This is a genomic window from Streptomyces sp. NBC_01537, assembly GCF_045040445.1.
Classification (GTDB): domain Bacteria; phylum Actinomycetota; class Actinomycetes; order Streptomycetales; family Streptomycetaceae; genus Actinacidiphila.
In genome coordinates this window covers 9,798,904-9,819,664 of the sequence record NZ_CP109392.1, presented here as the reverse complement: position 1 = coordinate 9,819,664, position 20,761 = coordinate 9,798,904, and the positions used below count along the sequence as shown (strand labels likewise).

The window sequence follows — 20,761 nt, the reverse complement described above, 5'->3', positions numbered from 1 at the left end:
GCCCAGGCGGCGTCGACCTGACGGACAACGCCTGCGGCGTCCCGGGGCAGCTCCCCTCCCCCGGCCCGGCTCGTGACCGCCGCCCACCCGGCCACCCCGTCCTGGTGGGCGGCTTCGGGCGGCGCGCCGCCGGGGCGTCCAAGACTTCCGCGACCCCCGCGAGGACCGCGCCGCGAAAGCACCCGGCCCCGTTCTCCTCATCCGCGGCACGGCGCAACAGGGCTCACGCTTCCTTCTGGTCCCACGAGTCCCGGACCGGCCGACAGCACCCGCCCGTCCATCAGCGTCCGTGCGGCGGTTCAGCCCGGCCGGAGCTCCACTGCGCCGCGCCAGGGCATGCACCGGGCATCCACCCGCGCTCCGGCCGTCCGCATCCGCTTCTCGGCCCAAGGGGGCGGATCGTGACCGCACATCCCGCGCGCCCGCCCGCCGGTCGGCGGCCGACGCCCTGGAGGCGATATGCCCCCCGGGCACCCGTGCCCGTTCGTGCGCGCCGTGTGGGACGGGCTGATCGCCCTCGGGCTGCTGCCTGCCGTGGCACACAGCGGTATGGACGGCTGCCCGGCCCCCCGGCCCGACGGGGGACGCGCTCCGGCGGGACACCCGGACCGGATGCGGCCCGATCTGCCGCTGACCCCGCTGGAGCGCCGGCTGCGGCGCGAGCTGAACCCAATGCCCGCTCCACGAGGGCGACGTACGGGCGCGGGGCCCCGGACTCGTCCGCGCCCTCCTCGTCAGCGCTCAGAGGCTGTCGGGCGACCTGCGATCGGAAAGCGTGCGTGCCGGGGCGTGGCCGCCCGATCGCAGGTCGCCCGACAGCCTCTCAGCCGGTCAGAAGCGCTCCGTGCGTTCTCCCTCTCCGGCGCGTGCGGTCCCCGCGGCGCCGGTCCGTCGAGCCGCCGGTCCGCGAACAACCGGCCTGCACCCTTCCGCAGGCCGGCTCAGGCATCGGCCGCCCGCAACACCGCGGCCGAGTTAAACCCGCCCCTCCCGCGCGCCAGCACCAGCACGGTCCGCAGCCCGGGCAGCTCCCGCGCCGCGCCCGTCACCAGATCCAGCGGGCAGTCCGCGGCGACCCGCCGCGTCCCGGTGGTCGGGGGCACCACCTTGTCGCGCAGCGCGAGCGCCGCCGCCGCCAGGTCCAGCGAGGAACCCCCGGCGCCCAGCCGGCCCGTCATCGACTTCGGCGCGGTCACCGGCACCCCGCGCGGCCCGAACAGCGCGGCCAGCGCCTCGGCCTCGGCCCGGTCGGCGGCCCGCTCCCCGGCCCCGTCGGCGAACACCACGTCCACCTGGTCCGGGCTCACCCGGGCATCAGCCAGAGCGAGTCCGGCCGCCTCCCTGAGCCGCTCCTCCCCGGGCCCGCCGTCGAAGGTCGCCGCGTACCCGGCCACCACGGCGTACCCGCTGACGCCGCGCGCGGCGGCGGCCGCCGCGTCCTCCAGCACCAGCAGCGCGCCGCCCTCACCCACGACATGGCCGCGGGCCTGCGCGTCGAAGGGCCGGTAGGCCCGCGCCGGATCGGGGTCGGTGCTCAGCCGGCCGTCTGCCAGGTGCGCGGCCCAGCCCCAGGGGCACAGCGCCGAGTCGACGCCCCCGGTCACCATGAGGCCCACGCCCTTGCGGATCTCGCGCCGGGCGCGGGCGAGCGTGTCGATCCCGCCCGCCTGCTCGCTGACCATGGCGGAGGCGGGACCGCGCAGCGTATGCCGGATGGAGATCTCGGCGGTTCCCGCCGCGTGGAACCAGGCGAAGGACTGGTACGCGCTGACGTACCGGGCGCCCTTGCCCCACAATGCCTCCAGCCCTCGCTGGCCGAACTCGGTGCCGCCCGCGGAGCTGGCCGTGATCACGCCCGCCCGGTAGCCGGGCAGCGCGGCCGGGTCGGCACCCGAGTCCTCCAAGGCCTCCTTGGCCGCGACCAGGCTCAGGCGGGTGACCCGGTCGGTGGAGGGGAGCAGGCGGCTGGGGATGTGGTCCTCGTCGACGAAGCCGCGGATCTCGCCCGCGATCCGCACCGGGTAGCCGGAGGCGTCGAAGCGGGTGATCGGGCCGATGCCGCTGCGGCCCTCCAGCATGGCGCTCCACCAGGCCTCGGTACCCAGCCCGTTGGGCGCGGCCACGCCGATGCCGGTGACCAGGGCCCGGACCGGGCTGCGTACGCCCCCGCTCGCGCCGTTGACGCCGCTCATGGCGTCTCCCGCAGCCGGGGCCGGGTCAGCACGGTGGCGGCGTGGAAGCCGCCGAAGCCGCTGGCGACGCTGAGCACCGTACTGGTGCGCTGCTCGCGGGCGAACAGCGGTGTGTAGTCCAGGTCGCAGGTCGGGTCGGGCTCGTGCAGGTTGGCGGTCGGCGGCACCGTACTGTGCTCGATGGCCAGCACGCTGGCCACCACGTCCAGGGCCCCGGCGGCGCCGAGTGCGTGTCCGATCATCGATTTGATGGAGCTGACCGGGACGCGCCGGGCGTGGTCGCCCAGTCCCTGCTTGAAGGCGTGTGTCTCATGCCGGTCGTTGTGCAGGGTGCCGGCCCCGTGCGCACTGATGTAGTCCACGTCGACCGGGTTCAGCCGCGCCTCGTCGAGTGCCGCCCGGATGGCGTCGGCCATTTCCTGGCCGCCCGGCCGCAGCCCCGTCATGTGGTGCGCGCTGCTGTACGAGGCGAAGCCGGACAGCTCCGCGTACGCGTGGGCGCCCCGGCGGCGCGCGTGCTCCAACTCCTCCAGGATCACCACGGCCGCGCCCTCGCCGAGCACGAAGCCGTCGCGGGTGCGGTCGAAGGGGCGCGAGGCGGTGGTGGGGTCCTCGTTGCGGGGGCTGGTGAGGCGGATGCGGTCGAAGCAGGCCATGGCGATGGGAGAGATCGGTGCCTCCGCCCCGCCCGCGAGCATCACGTCGGCGCTGCCCTCGCGGATCAGCTCGGCGGCGTGTCCGATCGCGTCCAGGCCCGAGGTGCAGCCGCTGGAGACCAGGCTGACCGGGCCCTGCGCGCCGCTGTCGCGGGCCACGGCGGCCGCCAGCGAGCTGGGCACGAAGTAGTCGTAGAGGCACTCCGCGGCCCGGGAGTGGTCGACGGTCCAGGTCCTGCCGAAGTCGCTCAGCAGCGCGTACTGGGTGGCGAGCCCGGTGGTGCAGCCTGCCGCGTTGCCCAGACTGACCCCGGTGCGCAGCCGGTTCCCTGCGGCCAGTACGGCGTGCAGGCCACTGTCGGCCACCGCCTCCCGGGCGCTGACCAGCGCGAACTGGGCGGCCCGGTCCAGGCGTTCGGTGTCGGCGAGGGTGAAGCCGTGCGCGGCGGCGTCGAAGTCGACCTCGGCGGCGACCCGCGAGCGGTAGCTGGCGGCGTCGAAGAGGGTGACGCCCCGGGTGGCGGTACGGCCCGAGGTCAGCAGGGACCAGAAGTCGGCGGTGCCGACGGCTGCGGGGGCCACCACGCCGACCCCTGTGATGACCACGCGCTTCACCGCACACCCCCCGCGCCCGTGCTCGCGCGCGCCGCCGCCCCGGCGGCATCCGCCGCCTCGTACTCGCGGCAGGCCTCGCCGACCAGGGCCGGCAGTACGTCCGCGCCCGCGAAGAAGTGGTCGCCGTCGACGGTGCGTACGGTGATCGGCCCGGTGGTCCAGCGCCGCCACTCCTCAAGGGCGGCGGGCACCGCGAGCGGATCGTCACTGCCCGCGAAGACGAGCAGGGGCAGATCCACGGATCCTCCGGTGACGGGGTCCAGGGCCGCCTGGCGCAGTGCCCGGGCCAGGCGCAGGTCGTCGCGCAGGACAGGCAGCACACTGCGGTGCCATAGCCCGCCGGGGTGGGCGGCGGCTCCCTTGGGCAGCGAGCCGAGCTCACCCAGGAGGGGCAGCAGCAGTTCGTCGGGCTGTTCCGCCGCGGCCACCAGGGCGGCACTGGCGTGCGGCGGCAGGCAGGCGCCCACCGCGAGGAACAGCGGCGGCGGCACCCCGGCGTCCGCCAGCGCCCGGGTGAGCGTGTACGCCACCAGGGCGCCCAGACTGTGGCCGTACAGCGCGTACGGTCCGGACCGGGCCGCCTCCAGCAGCGGGGGCAGCAGATCCGCCAGGAGCCCTGCGCGCTCGGTGATGCGCGGCTCCCGCCGCCGGCTGTCACGGCCCGGCAGCACCAGCGCCGCGACGTCCACGCCCGGCCCGGCCGCGACGGGCCAGCGACGGTAGCTGGCCACCCCCGCGCCCGCGTGGGCAAGGCAGTGGAGCCGTACCCGCCGCCCCACCACCCCCTCTACCGCCGTCAGCGAAGCCATCGGTCGCCCTCCTCGGGGAAGCTGTGCGGAAACGTCGGTCGTACGGCGCCGCCGCGGCCCGAGCGTCACCTGTGTGCCTTGAGCGGTACTCGATTCAGGCTGCGTACAGATCGAAGGTCGAGGTGCGCCGCGGCCCGCAGGCCACGTCCAGGCGTGGGTCGACGGCGAGCATCGCCTGGTGCAGCCGCTGGAGTTGCGGCGAGGGCTCCACGCCGAGCTCGGCGATCAGCCGCTGGCGCATCCGGCGGTAGACGTCGAGTGCGCTGGCCTGCCGGCCCGACCGGTAGAGCGCGACCATCGCCTGCGAGTGCAGCCCTTCGTGCTGGGGGTGGCGGGCGATCAGGTCGGTGAGTTCGGCGATGAGTTCGATGTGCCGGCCCATCCGCAGGTCGGCGTCGATGCGGCGCTCGCGGGCCACGAGCCGGCTCTCCTCCAGCCGCATCACCTCGATGTCGAGGATCGGGCCGACGCGTACGTCCACCAGCGCGGGCCCCTCCCACAGGTCCAGTGCCGCGCGCAGACACTTGGCCAACCGGGCGTCCTCGCCGTCCTCGAACGCCTGCTGCCCCTCCGCCACCAGGCACTCGTACGTGCGCACGTCGACCGCCTCGGCCGGGATCTGGAGCAGGTAGCCGCCGTACCGGGTGGCGAGCACGTCCTTGGCCGAGCCGGGCGCGTCCGGGCCCATGGCGGTGCCCAGTCTGCGACGCAGCTGGAGGATGTAGGTCTGAAGCGTGGTCAGCGCGCTCTGTGGCAGGTGGGTGCCCCAGATCTCTTCCATCAGCGTGGGCACGGGCACCACCCTGCCCGGGTAGAGCGCGAGCAGCGCCAGGATCTGGCGCGGTTTGCCCGCAGTCGGGACGACCGATATACCGTTGACTTCGACATTCAACGGACCCAGTACCTTGATCTTCATGATTCCCCTCCGCGCATTGCCGGCCGACTTCGGCAACAAGCCGGTGTTCGAGTTTTTCGATAGTGTCGCCTTCCGGCCCTTCTTGTCATTGCCGTAGACGGCGGACGAGGGGCACCATATCCTTCCCCGACCGTCTCATATGCAGAAATTGAGTGCGTCTTGAGCGACCTTCCAATGGGACCGCCGGACCCGGCGCACAGGCAGCCGACATAGCGCCGAGAAGACACCGGCGTGTCATGTAAAGACCCGTATCGGCCGACCGGGTTCTCTTTCGGCGCTCTAGTGGGCGCTGTTAGGTTTCCGGCCATGGCAACGGATTCGACGGCGCGCGGCGCCGACCCGTTCACCCGCGGGCTGCTGAACCGACTCGCCCGGGACCAGGCCGCAGGCCCGCCCGGGCTGCAGGGCCTGCCCGATCCGAAGACCCTGCTGCGGCTGCTGGGCGCCTGGCATCGGCGCGGGGTGCAGGTGGGCTTTCCGGACCTGACCGGCGACCGGCCATGAAGACGCCAGGCACCTGAATCCCCCTCAAGGAACACTCCACGAGTCCCCGCGTACGGCTGATAAATCCTCCACCGGCGCCGAGAAGCGCCTAGAGTCCGATAAGAGCGCAAGGATCTTTCCCCGGCCATTTCTGAGTGAATGCCGAGTACGGATCCGCGGCCGCGTACTTGCCGACTCTCCCCGTGCGAGGATGAGATGGAGTTTGGGATCCTGGGTCCCGTCCAGGTCTTCGGCGAGCGCGCCGATATACGGATCACACCGGCCGGCGCCAAGCAGCGCGCCCTTTTGGGTACGCTCGTCGTGAAGGCCGGCCAGGTCGTTTCCTCGGACCGGCTCGTCGACGAATTGTGGGGCGAACATCCGCCCGCCAACGCCGCCAATGCCCTCCAGAGCCATATCGCCCGGCTGCGCCGACTGCTGCCCGTCCCCGCACCCGGTTCCGGTTCCGGTTCCGGTTCCGGCGAGAGCCACTACGAGTGGCTCGTGACCCGCCCGCTGGGCTACGCACTGCGCCTGGGCCGGTCCGGCACCGACGCCCAGCGCTTCCACCACCTCACGGCCCGGGGCCGCTCGCTGGCCGCCACCGACCCGGCCCGTTCGGCCGAGGTCCTGCGCGAGGCGCTGGCGCTGTGGCGCGGCCCCGCACTGGAGGGCGCGGGCCGCGGCACCATCTGCTCGACCGAGGCATCGCTGCTGGAGGAGAGCCGGCTGATCACCTTGGAGACGCTGTACGACGCCTGCCTGCGGGCCGGCCGGGCCGGGGAGGTCGCCGGCGAGCTGGCGGAGCTGACGGCTTCCCACCCGCTGCGTGAACGGTTCTACGAGCTGCTCATGACCGCGCTGTACCAGTGCGGGCGCCAGGCCGAGGCACTGGGCGTCTACGACCGGGCGCGACGCCGGCTCGTGCACGACCTCGGAGTGGAGCCGGGGCCCGTACTGCGCGGCCGTATGGAGTCGATCCGTCACCGGCAGGACCCGGCACCCGGAGAAACCGGAGAGACGCAGGGGGCGGCGGGCCTGCACCCGCTGCGTGCCGAGGTGGCCCGGCTGCGCCACCAGGTCGAGGTGCTGAGCCGGCAGCAGCGAGAACTGACCGACCGCTTCGAGCAGTTGGCCATGGACCGCGTGACGAGCCGCTGACGGCCGTCCTCGGCGCCCCGTGCATGACCACTGAAGCCCTTCTCCCGGGCCCTCGTTCGAGGGCCCGGGAGAAGGGCTTCAGTGGTCATGCCGCCGGCTGTCGCCAGGCCCGGGCGGTCAGTTGGTCCGCGTCACGAGCCGCCCGCCGCCGGCCCCCGCCGGAGCGGTCACCGGGAGAGTCGCCTTGAGCGGGGCCGCACTGTCGGGGTGCGCCATCAGGATGGAGCGCTGCAGCCTGCCCAACGCGGCCGAGGGCTCAAGGCCCAGCTCGGAGACGAGCATGGTGCGCAGCCGCTGGTAGACGTTGAGCGCCTCGCCGCGTCGGCCCGAGCGGTGCAGTGCCAGCATGAACTGACCGTGCAGGCTCTCGTGCAGGCGGTACTGCTTGACCAGGACGGTCAGTTCCGACAGCAGCTCGCGGTGGCGGCCCAGGCGCAGATCCGCCTCTATGCGCTGGTCGAGCGCGCACAGGCGCAGTTCCTCCAGACGCCTGACCTCCGTCTCGATCCGGCTCCCGGCCTGTACGTCGGTGAGCGCGGGACCGGTCCACAGCGAGAGCGCGTCCGCCAGCCGGCGCGCGGCGCCCTGGTAGTCGTCGGCGTCCATCGCCCGGTAGCCCGCACCGGCCCTGCGCTCGAACTCCCGGAAGTCGACGCTTCCGCCACGGGTCTCCAGGCGGTAGCCGCCGGGGAGAGTGGCCAGAATGTCCTTCGGGGTGCAGCGCTCGTTCTCGCCGTACGCCAGTGCCACGCCGATGGCCTCGCGCAGTTGCAGGACGTACGTCTGCAACGTGGTGCGCGCACTGCGCGGCGGGTTGTGCTCCCACAACTCCTCGATCAGCGTGGCCACGGGGACCGCATGGTCGGCGTGGAGCGCGAGCAGGGCCAGGACCTGCCGCGGCTTGGGTGCCGTCAGTGTGATCGACACCCCGTTTTCATGAACGGACAGCGCACCAAGCACTTCGATGTCCACGTTTTCCCCAAAGGTCGCCTGGAGGCCGTTCCCGGCCTGCGCGTTTCCCGCGTTTCCCGCTGCCGGGGCCCGGGTGCAAAACCAACCGGACCCCTTGATAACAAAACAGCGCAGTCGGTTTGTCAATCCCAGACACCTATCCGGAGCGTTTGGCAGACTGTTTCCAGCCACTTCTTGACTCCATGACCACCCCCGCTGCTCCCATCCGGGTGCCAATCGGCCTCTGCTCCCCAGCAAGTTGGCGCAACGATCCAGCTGAACACCGGCGGAAGAGGGTCTTTACGACATGGCCGAAACCTTCCCGGCCGCCGCACGCAAGCGGCCCCGGCCCCCTCGCGTCTTCGCGAAGAGCCGGGGCCACCTGCCGAACCTGCCCTCACCTGCTGAAACGCGGTGCATGGGCAGCCGGGGCCGAGATTTCACCAGCGAACGAAAACAAACCGACCGGTCTTTCCTAGTCGCCGGCTGATCCTTCCGGTTCCAACGCCGCGAGGCGGTCCCCCGCCGCCAGCGCCGGCAGCAGCAGCTCCCAGAACCGGGCGATCGTACGCGGCGTGAGCCAGACCTCTTCCCGTGCGCCGAGCGTCTCGAAGCCCACGGTCGCGGCCACCACCGCGGTCACGGCGTCCTGCGGCGCCACCCCCGGCCGCAGCTCCCCCGCCTTCCCGGCCTCCGCCACGGCCTCCTCGACCCAGCACCGCCAGTGCTCACGCAGGCCGCCCGGCGTCACGCGGGCCATGTCGCCGCTCAGCCCGAACCCCGCCCGCAGCACCACGTCCCTGCGCAACCCGAGGGCGAGCCCGTGGGTCACATCGACCAGGCACTGGAGCCGGCCCGCCCCCTGCCTCGACGCCACCTGGGCGATGATCCGCAACCGGTCCAGCGCGGCGGTCTCCACGGCGTCGGCCAGGGCCGCCTTGCTGGCGAAGTGGAAGTGCAGCGCTCCGCTGCTCACTCCGGCCTGTGCGCTGATCACGGACAGGGACGCCACCGCGAAGCCCTCGCGGTAAAAGGTCTCGGCTGCGGATCTGATCAGGCTCTCCCGCGTTCGCACCGCACGTTCTTGTTTGGCCATCGAGTGCTCCGTTACTGCGGGGGATTGCCGTGCTTTCGAGAGGGCAGGTCTGCGTGTTTGCTGCGGAGCATCGCCAGCGAGTTGATCAGGACCTCGCGGGTCCGGGCCGGGTCGATGACATCGTCGACCAGGCCGCGCTCGGCGGCGTAATAGGGGTGCATCAGCTCGGCCTTGTACTCCTTGACCATGTGCTCGCGCATGGCCTCGGGGTCTTCGGCCTCGGCTATCTGCTTGCGGAAGATGACGCCTGCGGCGCCCTCGGCGCCCATCACCGCGATCTCGTTGGTGGGCCACGCGTAGGTCAGGTCGGCGCCGATGGACTGGGAGTCCATGACGATGTAGGCGCCGCCGTAGGCCTTGCGCAGGATCAGCGATATCCGCGGGACGGTGGCGTTGCAGTACGCGTACAGCAGCTTGGCGCCGTGCCGGATGATGCCGCCGTGCTCCTGGTCGACACCGGGCAGGAAGCCGGGCACGTCCAGCAGCGTGATGATCGGGATGTTGAAGGCGTCGCACATCTGGACGAACCGCGCGGCCTTCTCCGAGGCCTCGATGTCGAGCACACCGGCCAGCGACTGCGGCTGATTGGCCACCAGGGCGACCACCTGGCCGCCCAGCCGCCCCAGGGCGCAGACGATGTTGCGCGCCCAGCGCTCGTGGACCTCCAGGTAGTCGCCGTCGTCGACGAGCTCCTCGATCACCTTGGCCATGTCGTACGGGCGGTTGCCATCGGCCGGAACCAGGTCCAGCAGCACCTCGGTGCGCCGGGTCCTAGGATCCGTGCACGGCACGCACGGCGGGTACTCGCGGTTGTTCTGCGGAAGCATGGAGAGCAGGTAGCGGACCTCGCAGATGCAGGTCTCCTCGTCGTCGTACGCGAAGTGCGCCACGCCCGAGGTGCCGGCGTGCACGTCAGCGCCGCCGAGGCCGTTCTGGGTGATCTCCTCGCCGGTCACCGCACGGACCACGTCCGGGCCCGTGATGAACATCTGCGAGGTCTCACGGACCATGAACACGAAGTCCGTCAGCGCCGGGGAGTAGGCCGCGCCACCGGCGCACGGGCCCAGCATCACCGAGATCTGCGGGATGACACCCGAGGCCCTGGTGTTGCGCTGGAAGATGCCGCCGTAGCCGGCCAGCGCCGAGACGCCCTCCTGGATACGGGCACCCGCGCCGTCGTTCAGGGAGACCAGCGGGGCACCCGCCGACATGGCCATGTCCATGATCTTGTGGATCTTCGTCGCGTGGGCCTCGCCCAGCGCCCCGCCGAAGATCCGGAAGTCATGCGCGTAGACGAAGACCGTGCGGCCCTCGACCGTGCCCCAGCCCGTGATCACACCATCGGTGTACGGGCGTTTGGCCTCCAGGCCGAAACCGGTCGCCCGGTGCCGGCGCAACTGCTCCACCTCGTTGAACGAGCCCTCGTCGAGCAGCAGCGCGATGCGCTCCCGAGCGGTCAGCTTGCCCTTGGCGTGCTGCGCCTCGGTCGCCCTTTCACTCGGCCCGGCGAGCGCTTGCGCACGGACCGCATGCAGTTCGGCCACACGCCCGTAAGCGTCCGCCGTCTCCGCGAAGGCCCGAGGAATGTCATTCACAACGGTCACGACACGTCCCTCCCAGGGTGCGGCCCCATCGACGAACCCACCGTAACAAACCGCCAATGCGGTTTGTGTAACGGGAGTATGGCGGCCACACGAAATCAGCCATGGACAAATGCCTCACCGGCGCTACCGCCAGTGATAAGGGGAGCGATAGACCGAGCTGGACCGCTCGCGTCGCCACAGCGGGACATCGGGCAACTCGTCCCCGCCCACCTCGTCCTCCTGCGCCAGCGCCCAGCACAGCACGGCGGTGAGCGCGGCCAGCTCTTCCTCGCTGACCGACCCGCGCTCGATCCGCAGCGCGAGCTTCCCGGTGTCCGACTCGACCACTGTCCCTCCTCGGGGTCTGCGGCCACCATCGGACACCCGGCTAATGAACCGCTCTCGCCCCGCTTGAGACGGGCTCGGGTTCGGGTTCGATGCCGGCGGACGCCGGCGTCGGCAACGGCACGCCGCGCGCGGCCGCCCCAGGGCGGGACCGGCGCATCGAAAACGAGCCGCACCCGCTCCGGCGCCGCCCCGTTCCTGTGGGTCCACGAGGCGCTTAACAAACCGTCTGTGCGGGTTTTGGAGGAGCGGCCGGCCAGAAGCGGACCGCGGGTGCGGACGCCGTTGCCGGCGCCGCTCAAGAACGGCTCGCGTCCTGCTCAACGCGGTCCCGCCCGGCATCGGAGGGCCGGCGGCCGCCGGGCTCGGGAGGACGGCACCCACCAGGACGAACGGGCGAATCGGAGTAAATGCCTCCACTAATTCTTGGTGGAGGCACCTGAGAAACCCTGGAAATTAAACCGGTTGGTATGTATCTTCCCGGGCCAGAGGGGAAAAGCCGAGCACAACTCCAGCAGCACAAGGGGGAGCTATGTCAGCGAGCAAGTCTCAGATGGAGCGCACAGCCTTCGACACCTGGACGAGGGAGGCCGCCACGGTTACCGCCGTCACAGCCCGTGTCGCCGGCGCCACGACCCTGACCAGCACCGTTCCCAAGGAGTTTGTACACCGGTCGGCCGTCGCCGAGGTTCTGCTCACCGACTGGGCGCGGGTGGACGACACCCACTTCCGCATCACCGCGCAGTGGCCGCGCGGCCACAGCTTCTTCACCCCGGTGGCGGACGGGTACCACGACCCGCTCATCGCCTGCGAGACGATCCGCCAGGTCGGCATCCTGCTGGCCCATGCCGAGTTCGGTGTGCCCCTTGGCCACCAGTTCGTCATCTGGGACCTCGACATCGCCGTACGCCCGGAACACCTCCTGGTGGGCTACGCACCCGCGGCGCTCAGCATCGACGTCACGTGCACCGAGATCACCCGACGCGGCGGGCGGCTGTCGGGGCTCCGCATCGAGGCGGTCTTCCGCCGCGACGGAAACGTCGTCGCGACGGGCACCGGCTCCTACTGCTGTCTGGCGCCCGCGGTCTACCAGCGGGTCCGCGGCGACCACACGTTCGGCGGGGACTGGCACCAGCTGCCCCTCATCAGCCCGGCGGCGCCGCAGAGCGTCGGGCGCATGTCGCCCATGGACGTCGTACTCTCCCCCACCGGCGAGGAGGCCTGCTGGCAACTGCGCGTGGACACCCGCCACCCCGTGCTCTTCGAGCACCCGGTCGACCACATACCCGGCACGGTGCTGATCGAGGCCGCCCGCCAGGCCACGGCCGCCGTGCTGGGCCGGTCCTCCTATCTGCCGCTCTCCATCGCCACCCGGTTCAAGCGGTACGTCGAGCTCGACGCGCCCTGCATGATCGAGGCCCGTCTGCTCGAGGCCGCGGCCTCCCCCGGCGAGCAGACGGTCCTCGTGACCGCCCGTCAGGGCGGTCAGTCCGCCTTCTCCGCCATCGTGACGGCGGGCTCGCACGGGCTCTGACCGGCTGCGGAAACCGGCTCCATCGACGCACGGAAAGCACTCAGATGGTGCCTGGCCCACATGCGGAAGGAACCGGCCGGCCGGCCGAGCAGGGCGGGAACGGTCCCGTCCACCTCGCTCTTGCCGCCCTGGCGCTGCTGCTCGGCCCGCTCCAGGATCGCCTCGACGATGTCCCGCGGATAGCGCTCGGCCAGCACGGTGCGCGCCTGCCCGGGACCGAGTTCCTCCAAGCGCAGCGGACGGTCCAGCAGTTCGGCGAGCTGGGCCGTCTGCCGGACCGCCGTGAGCGGCTCCGGCCCGGTCAGCGTGAGGGCCGTCCCGGCATACCGCTCCCGGTCCCCGGTGAGCGCGCGTACCGCCACCTCGGCGACGTCGCGGGGATCGACGCAGGCGTTGGCCGACGTCCCGTAGAGCGCCCGCACCACACCGTGCGTACGGACGGACTCCGCCCAGGAGAGGGTGTTGGACATGAACAGGCGGGGCCGCAGCAGGGTCCACTCCAGCCCGGACCCGCGCCACAGCTCCTCGTTGCCGCGCTGCCACCGGGTGATCAGGTCCTCGGCCTCGCCGTCCGTGACCCCGGCGGCGGAGAGTTTCACGACGTGGCGCACCCCGGCCGAACGCGCGGCCCGCAAGAAGCGCGCGTCGTCGTCCGCGATCCGATTCGTCACCAGGAAGGCGGCCCGCACCCCGCTCAGCGCGCGCATCAGCGACCCCGGGTCCTCATAGTCCCCCTGAACGGTCTCGGCCGTCGTGGATCCACCGGTGACGGCCGCCGGGTCTCTGGCCAGGATGCGGACCGCCAGGTGCGCCGGCAGCAGGCGGACCACCTCCCGGCCGATCGTCCCCGTCGCTCCTGTGACCAGAATCATGATCTTCCCTCCCTGGTTAACCGCTGTAAGATACAAACCGGGCGGTCTCTTATGGCTTCCCATGCCAGGTCGACCTGAGGAGGCAGGAGGGAACCGTGGTTGAGCAGGTACGAGCCACCCGCACACGCCAGACGATCCTTTCTTCGGCAGCCAGGATCTTTGAGGAACACGGGTACCAAGCGGCCACGATCTCCCAGATCCTGTCCGCGGCCGGGGTCACCAAGGGGGCCCTGTACTTCCATTTCCAGTCGAAGGGGGACCTCGCCCTGGGCGTGCTCGCCGAGCAGGACCAGCGGCTGATCGTTCCCGACCGCGCCTCGAAGGTGCAGGAGGTCGTGGACTCGGTGATGCTGCACGCGTACCGCCTGCAGACCGATCCCATGGTGCGCGCGGGCGTACGGCTGACCATGGACCAGCAGGCGAACGGCCTCGACCGCAGCGGCCCGTTCCTGCGCTGGGCCGAGGTCGGCCAGGCGCTGCTCGAGAAGGCCCGGGCCCAGGGCGAGTTGCTGCCGCACGTGGTTCCGGTCGAGACCGCCGAGGTGATCGTTGCCTCGTTCGCCGGCGTCCAGTCCATGTCCCAGGCCGTCTGCAACTACGGCGACCTGCCGTCGAGGGTGTCCGCGCTGCTGCGCCACCTGCTGCCGAGCGCGGTGGTGTCCTCCGTCCTGGTCTCGCTGGACGTCTCCGAGAGCCGGGGAGCCACGGTGTACGCCGAGGCCCTGAGGCTGTTCGACGAGCAGGGAGCCGAGAAAGCCGCCGTCTGAACGGCGGGGGCCCGAGGCGGGACGCATCCGCCTCCCGCCATGCCCCCGCTCCCGTCACGGAGCCCCCACCCGGGCGCCCGCGGCGAAGTACGCCGACAGCGCCACGGTCAGCTCTTCGCCGCCCGGCGCCCAGGCTATGTAGCCGTCGGGCCGCACCAGCAGCGCCTCGTACGGCACTTCGGGCGTGGGCAGGACGCTGACCACCCGCACGATCCCCTCCCACTCCCGCGCCTGGTCCCGGTAGCTGCTGCCCTTCTCGCCGAAGAGCAGCAGCTGCGGCCGGCCCGCCCGCATCAGCTCGATCACATCGCTCTCACCTGTTGCCGTGGTGATCGAGATGTTTCGCAGAAACGTTCCTGCGGCAGGTGACGGACGTCCGGTGACGGGCGGCAGCACGGTGTCCTGGCCGCTGACCATGGCGCCGAGGTGCCCATGACCCCCCTGGCCGTCCTGCGAGGCCAGCAGCCCGGTGAACACCCCGCGCAGCGCGTCGGACTCGGGTCCCGGCCGCATCAGCGCGAGCTGCGCCCGGGTGTTCTCGATGACCCGCCCGGCGGCCGGCCGACGCTCCGCGTCGTAGGTGTCCAGCAGGCCCGCACCCGCCGCCCCGAGCACCGCGAGCGCCAGTTTCCAGCCCAGGTTCAGCGCGTCCAGCACCCCGGTGCTCAGGCCCTGCCCGCCGATCGGGAAGTGCACGTGCGCCGCGTCCCCCACCAGGAAGACGCCTCCCGCGCGGAAGGTCCGGGCCAGCCGCGTGAAGTCGCTGAACCGGCTGAGCCAGCGCGGCTCCTGCATCGCGATGTCGCGCCCGGCGATCCAGGACACCTCCCGGCGCAGCTCCTCCAGGGTGGGCGCGAGCTGCCGGTCCCCGTGGGCGCCGGCGCAGTTGAGCGTCCGGATGTGGGTACGGCCCGCCGGGTCCCGCTTGGCCACGATCCAGCCACGTGCGGTGCAGTGCCAGCCGTCGGCCAGCGTGTCCGGGCTCGCGATCGTGACGGCGCCCATCAGCGCGGACACCGACGCCGGACGGGTGTCGCAGGCGATGCCCGCCTGTTCCCGGACGGTACCGCGCGCCCCGTCGGCCCCCACCGCGTACGGGGCCACGAACACGGCGGGCCCCTGCGGCCCTTCGGCCTCGACGCGCACCTCGTCCGCCTCCTGGCGGACCTCCGTCACCCGGTACCCGCGCAGGATCCGCGCCCCGGCCGCCCCGGCCCGCTGCTCGAACAGCCGCTCCAGCTCCGCCTGCGCACACTTCAGGATCGGCTCCGGCTCGTTCTCGGGGGCCGTGATGACCAGCCCCGGCAGCCCGGCGAAGTGAAAGGGCCGCCCCGCCGGGCACCCGGCGGACGGGTTCCTGCCGCCGGGCAGGTACCCCCGCCTGGCCAGGCCCTGTACCGCCCGGGCGTGCAGCGTGGTCGCCTTGGGCCGCTCGGACACCCGGTCCCGCGCCTCCAGGAGCACCGTATCGATCCCGTACGCGGCCAACTCGGCCGCGACCAGCAGTCCGACGGGCCCTCCCCCGACCACCACGACCTGCGCCCGCACCGCACACAACTCCCGCACAGCGGTACCCCCTTCGCCCCCCGGCCACCGTACGAAGCGGAAATATACCGGCTAAGCCGTTTTTATTACAGGGTTCGGGGCAGGCCGGATCCGGCCCGGTGGGCGCGCGCCCGGAAGTGGGACCCCGACAAGGGGCGGACCTTGTCAGAACGAGCGCATTGCCGAGGTGGACAAGCTCATTGAAGGCCGGTTTCGCGAGCACGAACTCGCTGACATCGTCCTGAGCGTCCCGGGTATCGGCACCGTGCTCGGTGCGGAGTTCCTCGCCGCCGCCGGCGGCAGCCTGGAGGACTTCGACTCCCCGGACGCCCTGGCGGCTTTCGCCGGCGTCGCACCCGCGCCTCGTGACTCGGGCAAGGTCAGCGGCAACCTCCGCCGGCCGGTCACCTACCACCGAAGACTCCAGCGCGTCTTCTGCACCTCCGCACTCCTCAGCGTCCGCTGCGACCCCAACTCGCGGAAGTTCTACGACCGCAAACGCGCCGAAGGCAAGAAGCACGTCCAGGCCGTGCTCGCCCTCGCCCGCCGACGCGTGAACGTCCTGTGGGCCCTGATCCGAGACCGACGGTGCTACCAAGTCACACCACCAGTGACCACAGCCGCTTGACAACAGCATGAGGAAGCTTCGCCGTGCTGGGGAAGGCGTTCGTAGTCACGGGCGTTGCGGCGAGCGTTCATGATCCATCCCAGGGTGCGTTCGACACGCCAGCGGCGCGGGAGCACGACGAAGCCTTTGGCGCCCCTGGGGCGGGAGACGGTCTTGAGGGTGATGTGGAGGAAGTCCTCAGCCCAGGTGACGAGCTGGCCGGCACAGGCGGAGTCGGCCCGGACCTGGGTGATCTGCGGGTGCGTGAGGCGAAGGCGCCAGAGCAGTTCGCGGGCGGCGTCGCGGTCCTGCATGTCGGCGGGCGTCACCATGATCATCACGGGGAAGCCCTTCGTGTCCACCGCGAGATGTCTCTTGCGCCCGTTGATCAATTTTGCGGGATCGAATCCGCGTGTCGCCCGGCTTACCGTGGTGGCGCCCTTGACGGACTGCGGGTCGATGATCAGCGTGACCGGGTAGGCGCATCGTCCCGGGCCAGTGCGCAGCCGACGACGGAGCTGGTCACGGATGTAGGTGATCACGCCGCGACGGTTCCATCGGGCGAAAAACCCGTAAACCGTTTCCCACGGCGGGTAGTCGGAGGGCAGAGCACGCCACTTGGCGCCGTTGCCGACGATGTAGCCGATGGCATCGACGATCTGCCGTCGGGGCCACTTCTCGGGATGCCCGCCGGTCTTGGTCCGGCAGGCCGGGACGGGCAGGAGCGGTTCGAGAAGGGCCCACTGGTGTCGGCCCGCAAGCTCAGGCGAGGGCGGCGACGAGCAGGGTGAAGGCGGCGATGATGACGGCGACGCGGACGTAGTGGAAGCGGAGCCAGCGGTTCATCTGCTCCTTCCAGTCCTCGGGCCGGTTCTCGGGGGTCCACGTCTTGTTCCGGTTGTTGATCGGGACGAGCAGCAGGAGCGACATGATCACGCTCAGGATCAGCAGCGCGGCGGCGATGACGACCAGGCCGGCGCCGTGGTGATGCCATCCGGCGATGGCCCAGAGCGCGCTCAGGACGAGCGAGCCGATGTACCAGAGGGGCATCAGGGCGCCGAGCATCCGGCCCCCGTGGGCGTGGCCGAGTTGGCCACTGTCCTCGGGGAGGGCGTTGAGGATCGGGTTCATGACGAAGGCGACGGAGAATTCCACCCCCACCATCAGGCCGACGACCACGGTGGTGAAGACCTCAAGTGCGTTGAGCATGACTACCCCTCCTGAAATCTAGTGTCGCTAGATGGCGAGGCAACGCTAGTACTACTGCCGCTTGATTGTCTAGCGGTGCTAGGATCGAATCATGTCGGTACAGGAACGCAAGGAGCGCGAACGGGCGGTCCGCGAGCGCCTCATCGTGGCCACGGCCCGCGAACTCGCCGAGCAGCAGGGCTGGGACGCGGTCACCACCCGCCAGCTCGCCGAGCGCATCGAATACAGCCAGCCCGTCCTCTACAGCCACTTCCGCGGCAAACGCGAGATCATCGGCGCCGTCGCCCTGGAGGGCGCCGCCGAACTGGCCGCGGCGGTGCGCGCCGCGACCGCCGCCGCAGACGGCCCGCGCGAGCGGGTCGCCGCCCTCGCCCGCGCCTACCTCGACTTCGCCGCACGCAACCCCGCGGTCTACGACGCCATCTTCCAGCTCGACGGCGGTCTCCCGTACGCACAGCAGGACACCCCGGAACCTCTCAAGGACGCTTTCGCCGCGCTGCTGGAGTGCCTCGGCGAGGTCGCCGGGGACGGCGTCCACCCGGGGCTGTTCACCGAGACGTTCTGGGCGGCCCTGCACGGGCTGGCGACCCTGACCCGGGCGGGACGGCTGCCGCCGGAGGACACCGAGCCGAGGGTGGAGCTGCTGGTGGACCGACTCGCCATCACCTGACACACCATTGACACACCATCCCGGCGGGCACCCGGCCGGGGCCCTCGGGCCCCGCCACTGCCTGCCTGCGGCACCGCTTTGGGTTACACGCGCCCACACGGCGCAGCCACAGACCGCCGGACCCCGCACCCCAGACGGGCACCCGCCCCGGAAGCTGCCATGCTCATTGGTCACGACCCGATACGCGCCCTCATAGAAGCGCTCGCGGGCGCACCACCCCATCAGCCGTCCGTGGCCCCAGCCCAGCCCAGGGCCCTCGCTCTCGTGAAGAGCTCGACGGCTCCGGCTGACCGGGAGGTGGCCCTGGGAATGGCTCGAACCACGGCACGCTACGGCGACCGAGCTCGATACGGCAGGGGCCCGGAACAGCGTCTGTCTTGTCGAAGCACCCCCGGCGCCGCATACAGACCAGACGTCCTGCCCGGCCCCCGCCCGGACTGGCTCAACGGCCAACCCACGCGCCCATGAGGCGTACGCCTCGCGCAGGAACCGCGCCCACCTGCGGCGGCACGGGATCCTCCGCACCATCGCGGACAAGGCCGACCAGGCCCGCAACCGCAAGAAACCCGGCTCGCGCGGCGGCCGGCCGCCGAAGTCCGACCCGCAGGGACTACAACGCCCGGCACGCGGCCGAGCGCGGCATCAACCGCCTCAACAGGCACCGGGCCGCCGCCACGAGGTACGACAGGCCTGCCGTCCGCCACGAAGCGACCGTCCCCATCGCCGCCATCAACCCATGGTGGTGAACGCCCGTGCTGTGGCGGCGCACGGGCTTCTTTGAAGCGAAGCGTTCTGCCGTCGGCCAAGACTGTCGCGCCTTCCATGGCATGGGCGACAGGATCGTCACATGCAGCCGATCTTCGTTCTCGTGCACAGTCCGTCCGTAGGCCCCTCGACCTGGCACCCCACGGCCGAACACCTGACGGCGGCGGGATACCAGGTGCGGGTGCCGTCCCTGCTGCACATAGGCGCCGGCGCTCCGCCCTTCTGGCCCCGCGTCGTCGACGCCATCCACGACGACCTCCGGCAGGTCCCGGCCGACAGCCCCGTCACGCTGGTGGCACACAGCAACGCAGGCTTGTTCCTCCCGGCGATCCGCTCGGGCCTGGACCATCCGGTGACCAGCTCGATCTTCGTCGACGCCGCGCTGCCGGCCCGGACCGGACCGACCCCTGTCGCCTCACCCGAGCTGCTGGAGTTCCTTCGCCCGATGGCTGTGAACGGCAGGCTGCCACGCTGGACCGATTGGTGGGACGAGGCAGACATCGCACCCATGTTCGCTGATCCGATGGTGCGGCAGACCATCATCGAGGAGCAGCCGACCCTGCCGCTGTCCTACTACGAGCAGCACATCCCGGTCCCCGACGGCTGGGATGACCATCCCTGCTCCTACTTGCTGTTCGGTCCTCCGTATGACGACCTCGCAGCCGAGGCGCGTGAACGCGGCTGGCATGCGGCACACCTGCCCGGCGCACACCTCCATCAGATCATCGATCCTGCCGGCACAGCCCGGCACCTCGTCGAACTCGCTACCACGACTTGATCCACTTCCGATGCACGCCCTGACCACCAACCAGCACAAACAGCCCTGACCAGCCCAAACGCGCACCGGGCCTTTCAGCCCTGCCGCCACCTGCAACGAACCCAGCCCCGCTCAACACACAACACACAACACACAACCCCAGCTCACACACCCTGACCTCCCCACCCGGCCCCCGCCCACCGCCTCTCAACGAACCACCACCACACCAGGCCGGCCACGACACCCAACACCAACCAGCCCCCCACCGAGCGTCACCGGATCCCCTGCGGCCCCGGGGCTGCTGCCACCCGGGGAGCGGTGGTGGCGCACCTGGCGCAGCACGCCCGCACCGAGCCCCTCGCCCCGCATCTGCGGACCTGCCGGCGCGGCGAGCAGGGGCGCCCCGTGGCACGGACGCCACCGCGGCTGCGACGGCCCGGCCCTGCTGCTTGTGGCCCGCGCCCGGACCGGGCGCACCTGGCGGCTGACGGACGCCTGCCAGGCCCGCGCCGCTGTCACCGAACACGCCGCCGCCGCCGCCGAGCCGTCCGTCCGTCCGTCCGAGGTGACGTCACCTCGAACGACCGCCTCTCCCCCGCGGCGGGCGAGGCACACCACGGGCGCGACCTCGCCGAGCAGGGCCTGTGGCGGGCCGACGCTCCGGCGCACGGGCAAGCCCGAAGACACAGCAGGCAGCCCACCCGCAGCCACTGCCTCCTGCCCGCGGATCCCCCGTCGGGGATCCGCGGGCACGCAGGGAGGGCCAGGGCCGTGCCCGCACGGCACGGTGGTGGTCGATGCGGCCACAGCGGGGCGAATACCACCGGCTCGGCACTCCCGGCCACGGACAACCGCCCCACCCCCTCCAGGAGGCACACGCCGTACGGCGGCAGACAAAAAGATTGCGCGGCGGGTCAACGTCATGCCCGCCGCGCGTCAGACCAGGAGAAGCTCGCGGACCCTGCCTTCGGGGTCGACAACCTGGATGCGGTTACCGGCGGCGGTCTCACGCTCGATGAAGTCGTACACGGCGATGGCTCGACGGACGGCCTCGGTGATGGAGATGCCGCGCCTGTCGCTGTTCTCCTTCAGGGCACGCGCCGCTTCATCGTTGAGATTGACGCTCAACCGGGTGAACAGCTTCTGCTCGGACATCCCCGACTCCTTCATTGTTCGCGAGCCCGGGACACGACAGACGCCGGAGCCGCGGCCGCCGGGCAGCCAGGAC

The 20,761-nt window shown here is 71.4% G+C and carries 18 protein-coding genes and 3 pseudogenes; 8 read left to right on the top strand and 13 right to left on the bottom strand.

The features are described 5' to 3' along the window. Positions 1-459 precede the first annotated feature (459 nt). Positions 460-654 (top strand): annotated as a pseudogene (locus tag OG607_RS45170) (DUF6059 family protein); the annotation flags it as partial. Between the two features lie 287 nt (positions 655-941). On the opposite strand, the gene OG607_RS45165 reads toward OG607_RS45170, so the two are convergent. The 4 genes from OG607_RS45165 to OG607_RS45150 all read right to left on the bottom strand — a co-directional run bounded on the left by OG607_RS45165 (position 942) and on the right by OG607_RS45150 (position 5,188). Next, positions 942-2,192, bottom strand: coding sequence for a ketosynthase chain-length factor (locus OG607_RS45165; RefSeq protein ID WP_405717211.1), 1,251 nt, complete (start codon positions 2,190-2,192; stop codon positions 942-944). Further along, positions 2,189-3,463, bottom strand: a complete 1,275-nt coding sequence (locus OG607_RS45160; protein WP_405717213.1) for a beta-ketoacyl-[acyl-carrier-protein] synthase family protein — start codon at positions 3,461-3,463, stop codon at positions 2,189-2,191. Before OG607_RS45160 ends, OG607_RS45165 begins: the two co-directional genes overlap by 4 nt. Beyond that, entirely contained in the window at positions 3,460-4,272 is an 813-nt protein-coding gene (locus tag OG607_RS45155) for a thioesterase II family protein (RefSeq protein WP_405717215.1), read from the bottom strand. Before OG607_RS45155 ends, OG607_RS45160 begins: the two co-directional genes overlap by 4 nt. Before the next feature lie 94 nt (positions 4,273-4,366). Beyond that, a complete protein-coding gene (locus OG607_RS45150; protein ID WP_405717217.1) occupies positions 4,367-5,188 on the bottom strand; it encodes a BTAD domain-containing putative transcriptional regulator in 822 nt (273 codons plus the stop codon). 306 nt (positions 5,189-5,494) lie between these two features. Between OG607_RS45150 and OG607_RS45145 the strand changes: the two genes are divergently transcribed. Both OG607_RS45145 and OG607_RS45140 read left to right on the top strand, forming a co-directional pair. Beyond that, positions 5,495-5,692, top strand: coding sequence for a hypothetical protein (locus OG607_RS45145; protein WP_405717220.1), 198 nt, complete (start codon positions 5,495-5,497; stop codon positions 5,690-5,692). Between the two features lie 195 nt (positions 5,693-5,887). Further along, positions 5,888-6,832 (top strand): BTAD domain-containing putative transcriptional regulator, encoded by a 945-nt coding sequence (locus OG607_RS45140; RefSeq protein ID WP_405717222.1) that lies wholly within the window; start codon positions 5,888-5,890, stop codon positions 6,830-6,832. A gap of 117 nt (positions 6,833-6,949) precedes the next feature. Here OG607_RS45140 and OG607_RS45135 read toward each other — a convergent pair whose 3' ends face one another. The 4 genes from OG607_RS45135 to OG607_RS45120 form a co-directional block, all read right to left on the bottom strand. Further along, positions 6,950-7,804 (bottom strand): BTAD domain-containing putative transcriptional regulator, encoded by an 855-nt coding sequence (locus OG607_RS45135; protein ID WP_405717225.1) that lies wholly within the window; start codon positions 7,802-7,804, stop codon positions 6,950-6,952. A gap of 454 nt (positions 7,805-8,258) precedes the next feature. Beyond that, positions 8,259-8,879 carry a ScbR family autoregulator-binding transcription factor gene (locus OG607_RS45130; RefSeq protein WP_405717227.1) on the bottom strand — a complete coding sequence of 207 codons (621 nt, stop codon included), beginning with the start codon at positions 8,877-8,879 and terminating at the stop codon, positions 8,259-8,261. A gap of 11 nt (positions 8,880-8,890) precedes the next feature. After that, on the bottom strand, positions 8,891-10,483 hold the full coding sequence (locus OG607_RS45125) for an acyl-CoA carboxylase subunit beta (protein WP_405717230.1): 1,593 nt from the start codon (positions 10,481-10,483) through the stop codon (positions 8,891-8,893). Positions 10,484-10,606: 123 nt separating this feature from the next. Further along, positions 10,607-10,810: an acyl-CoA carboxylase subunit epsilon gene (locus tag OG607_RS45120; RefSeq protein ID WP_405717233.1), complete on the bottom strand. Its 204-nt coding sequence runs from the start codon at positions 10,808-10,810 to the stop codon at positions 10,607-10,609. A gap of 529 nt (positions 10,811-11,339) precedes the next feature. Between OG607_RS45120 and OG607_RS45115 the strand changes: the two genes are divergently transcribed. Next, entirely contained in the window at positions 11,340-12,341 is a 1,002-nt protein-coding gene (locus tag OG607_RS45115; protein ID WP_405717235.1) for a ScbA/BarX family gamma-butyrolactone biosynthesis protein, read from the top strand. On the opposite strand, the gene OG607_RS45110 is transcribed toward OG607_RS45115, so the two are convergent. After that, on the bottom strand, positions 12,293-13,213 hold the full coding sequence (locus OG607_RS45110; RefSeq protein WP_405717238.1) for an NAD(P)H-binding protein: 921 nt from the start codon (positions 13,211-13,213) through the stop codon (positions 12,293-12,295). The two genes, OG607_RS45115 and OG607_RS45110, sit on opposite strands and share 49 nt — an antisense overlap. Before the next feature lie 95 nt (positions 13,214-13,308). Here OG607_RS45110 and OG607_RS45105 point away from each other — a divergent pair, with 95 nt between their 5' ends. Further along, positions 13,309-13,980: a ScbR family autoregulator-binding transcription factor gene (locus OG607_RS45105; protein WP_405717241.1), complete on the top strand. Its 672-nt coding sequence runs from the start codon at positions 13,309-13,311 to the stop codon at positions 13,978-13,980. A 54-nt stretch (positions 13,981-14,034) separates the two neighbouring features. Here the strand turns inward: OG607_RS45105 and OG607_RS45100 are convergent, their stop codons facing one another. Then, a complete protein-coding gene (locus OG607_RS45100; protein WP_405717244.1) occupies positions 14,035-15,546 on the bottom strand; it encodes an FAD-dependent monooxygenase in 1,512 nt (503 codons plus the stop codon). A gap of 157 nt (positions 15,547-15,703) precedes the next feature. Here OG607_RS45100 and OG607_RS45095 point away from each other — a divergent pair. Further along, positions 15,704-16,153, top strand: a pseudogene (locus OG607_RS45095) (transposase); the annotation flags it as partial. On the opposite strand, the pseudogene OG607_RS45090 reads toward OG607_RS45095, so the two are convergent. Both OG607_RS45090 and OG607_RS45085 read right to left on the bottom strand, forming a co-directional pair. Continuing rightward, positions 16,123-16,878: pseudogene (locus OG607_RS45090) on the bottom strand (IS5 family transposase); the annotation flags it as partial. The pseudogenes OG607_RS45095 and OG607_RS45090 overlap by 31 nt on opposite strands. 16 nt (positions 16,879-16,894) lie before the next feature. Further along, positions 16,895-17,341 carry an anthrone oxygenase family protein gene (locus OG607_RS45085; protein WP_405717246.1) on the bottom strand — a complete coding sequence of 149 codons (447 nt, stop codon included), beginning with the start codon at positions 17,339-17,341 and terminating at the stop codon, positions 16,895-16,897. Positions 17,342-17,432: 91 nt separating this feature from the next. Here OG607_RS45085 and OG607_RS45080 point away from each other — a divergent pair, with 91 nt between their 5' ends. Further along, a complete protein-coding gene (locus OG607_RS45080) occupies positions 17,433-18,011 on the top strand; it encodes a TetR/AcrR family transcriptional regulator (protein ID WP_405717248.1) in 579 nt (192 codons plus the stop codon). A gap of 847 nt (positions 18,012-18,858) precedes the next feature. Next, positions 18,859-19,554, top strand: coding sequence for an alpha/beta hydrolase (locus OG607_RS45075; RefSeq protein WP_405717252.1), 696 nt, complete (start codon positions 18,859-18,861; stop codon positions 19,552-19,554). Between the two features lie 915 nt (positions 19,555-20,469). On the opposite strand, the gene OG607_RS45070 is transcribed toward OG607_RS45075, so the two are convergent. Continuing rightward, positions 20,470-20,688 carry a ribbon-helix-helix protein, CopG family gene (locus OG607_RS45070; RefSeq protein ID WP_405717255.1) on the bottom strand — a complete coding sequence of 73 codons (219 nt, stop codon included), beginning with the start codon at positions 20,686-20,688 and terminating at the stop codon, positions 20,470-20,472. Positions 20,689-20,761: the final 73 nt, after the last annotated feature.

Coding starts and splice junctions, on each gene's coding strand:
- OG607_RS45140 (WP_405717222.1), top strand. CDS start 5,888: ATGGAGTTTGGGATCCTGGGTCCCGTCCAGGTCTTCGGCGAGCGCGCC.
- OG607_RS45145 (WP_405717220.1), top strand. CDS start 5,495: ATGGCAACGGATTCGACGGCGCGCGGCGCCGACCCGTTCACCCGCGGG.
- OG607_RS45075 (WP_405717252.1), top strand. CDS start 18,859: ATGCAGCCGATCTTCGTTCTCGTGCACAGTCCGTCCGTAGGCCCCTCG.
- OG607_RS45070 (WP_405717255.1), bottom strand. CDS start 20,688: ATGTCCGAGCAGAAGCTGTTCACCCGGTTGAGCGTCAATCTCAACGAT.
- OG607_RS45155 (WP_405717215.1), bottom strand. CDS start 4,272: ATGGCTTCGCTGACGGCGGTAGAGGGGGTGGTGGGGCGGCGGGTACGG.
- OG607_RS45110 (WP_405717238.1), bottom strand. CDS start 13,213: ATGATTCTGGTCACAGGAGCGACGGGGACGATCGGCCGGGAGGTGGTC.
- OG607_RS45130 (WP_405717227.1), bottom strand. CDS start 8,879: ATGGCCAAACAAGAACGTGCGGTGCGAACGCGGGAGAGCCTGATCAGA.
- OG607_RS45080 (WP_405717248.1), top strand. CDS start 17,433: ATGTCGGTACAGGAACGCAAGGAGCGCGAACGGGCGGTCCGCGAGCGC.
- OG607_RS45165 (WP_405717211.1), bottom strand. CDS start 2,192: ATGAGCGGCGTCAACGGCGCGAGCGGGGGCGTACGCAGCCCGGTCCGG.
- OG607_RS45115 (WP_405717235.1), top strand. CDS start 11,340: ATGTCAGCGAGCAAGTCTCAGATGGAGCGCACAGCCTTCGACACCTGG.
- OG607_RS45085 (WP_405717246.1), bottom strand. CDS start 17,341: ATGCTCAACGCACTTGAGGTCTTCACCACCGTGGTCGTCGGCCTGATG.
- OG607_RS45150 (WP_405717217.1), bottom strand. CDS start 5,188: ATGAAGATCAAGGTACTGGGTCCGTTGAATGTCGAAGTCAACGGTATA.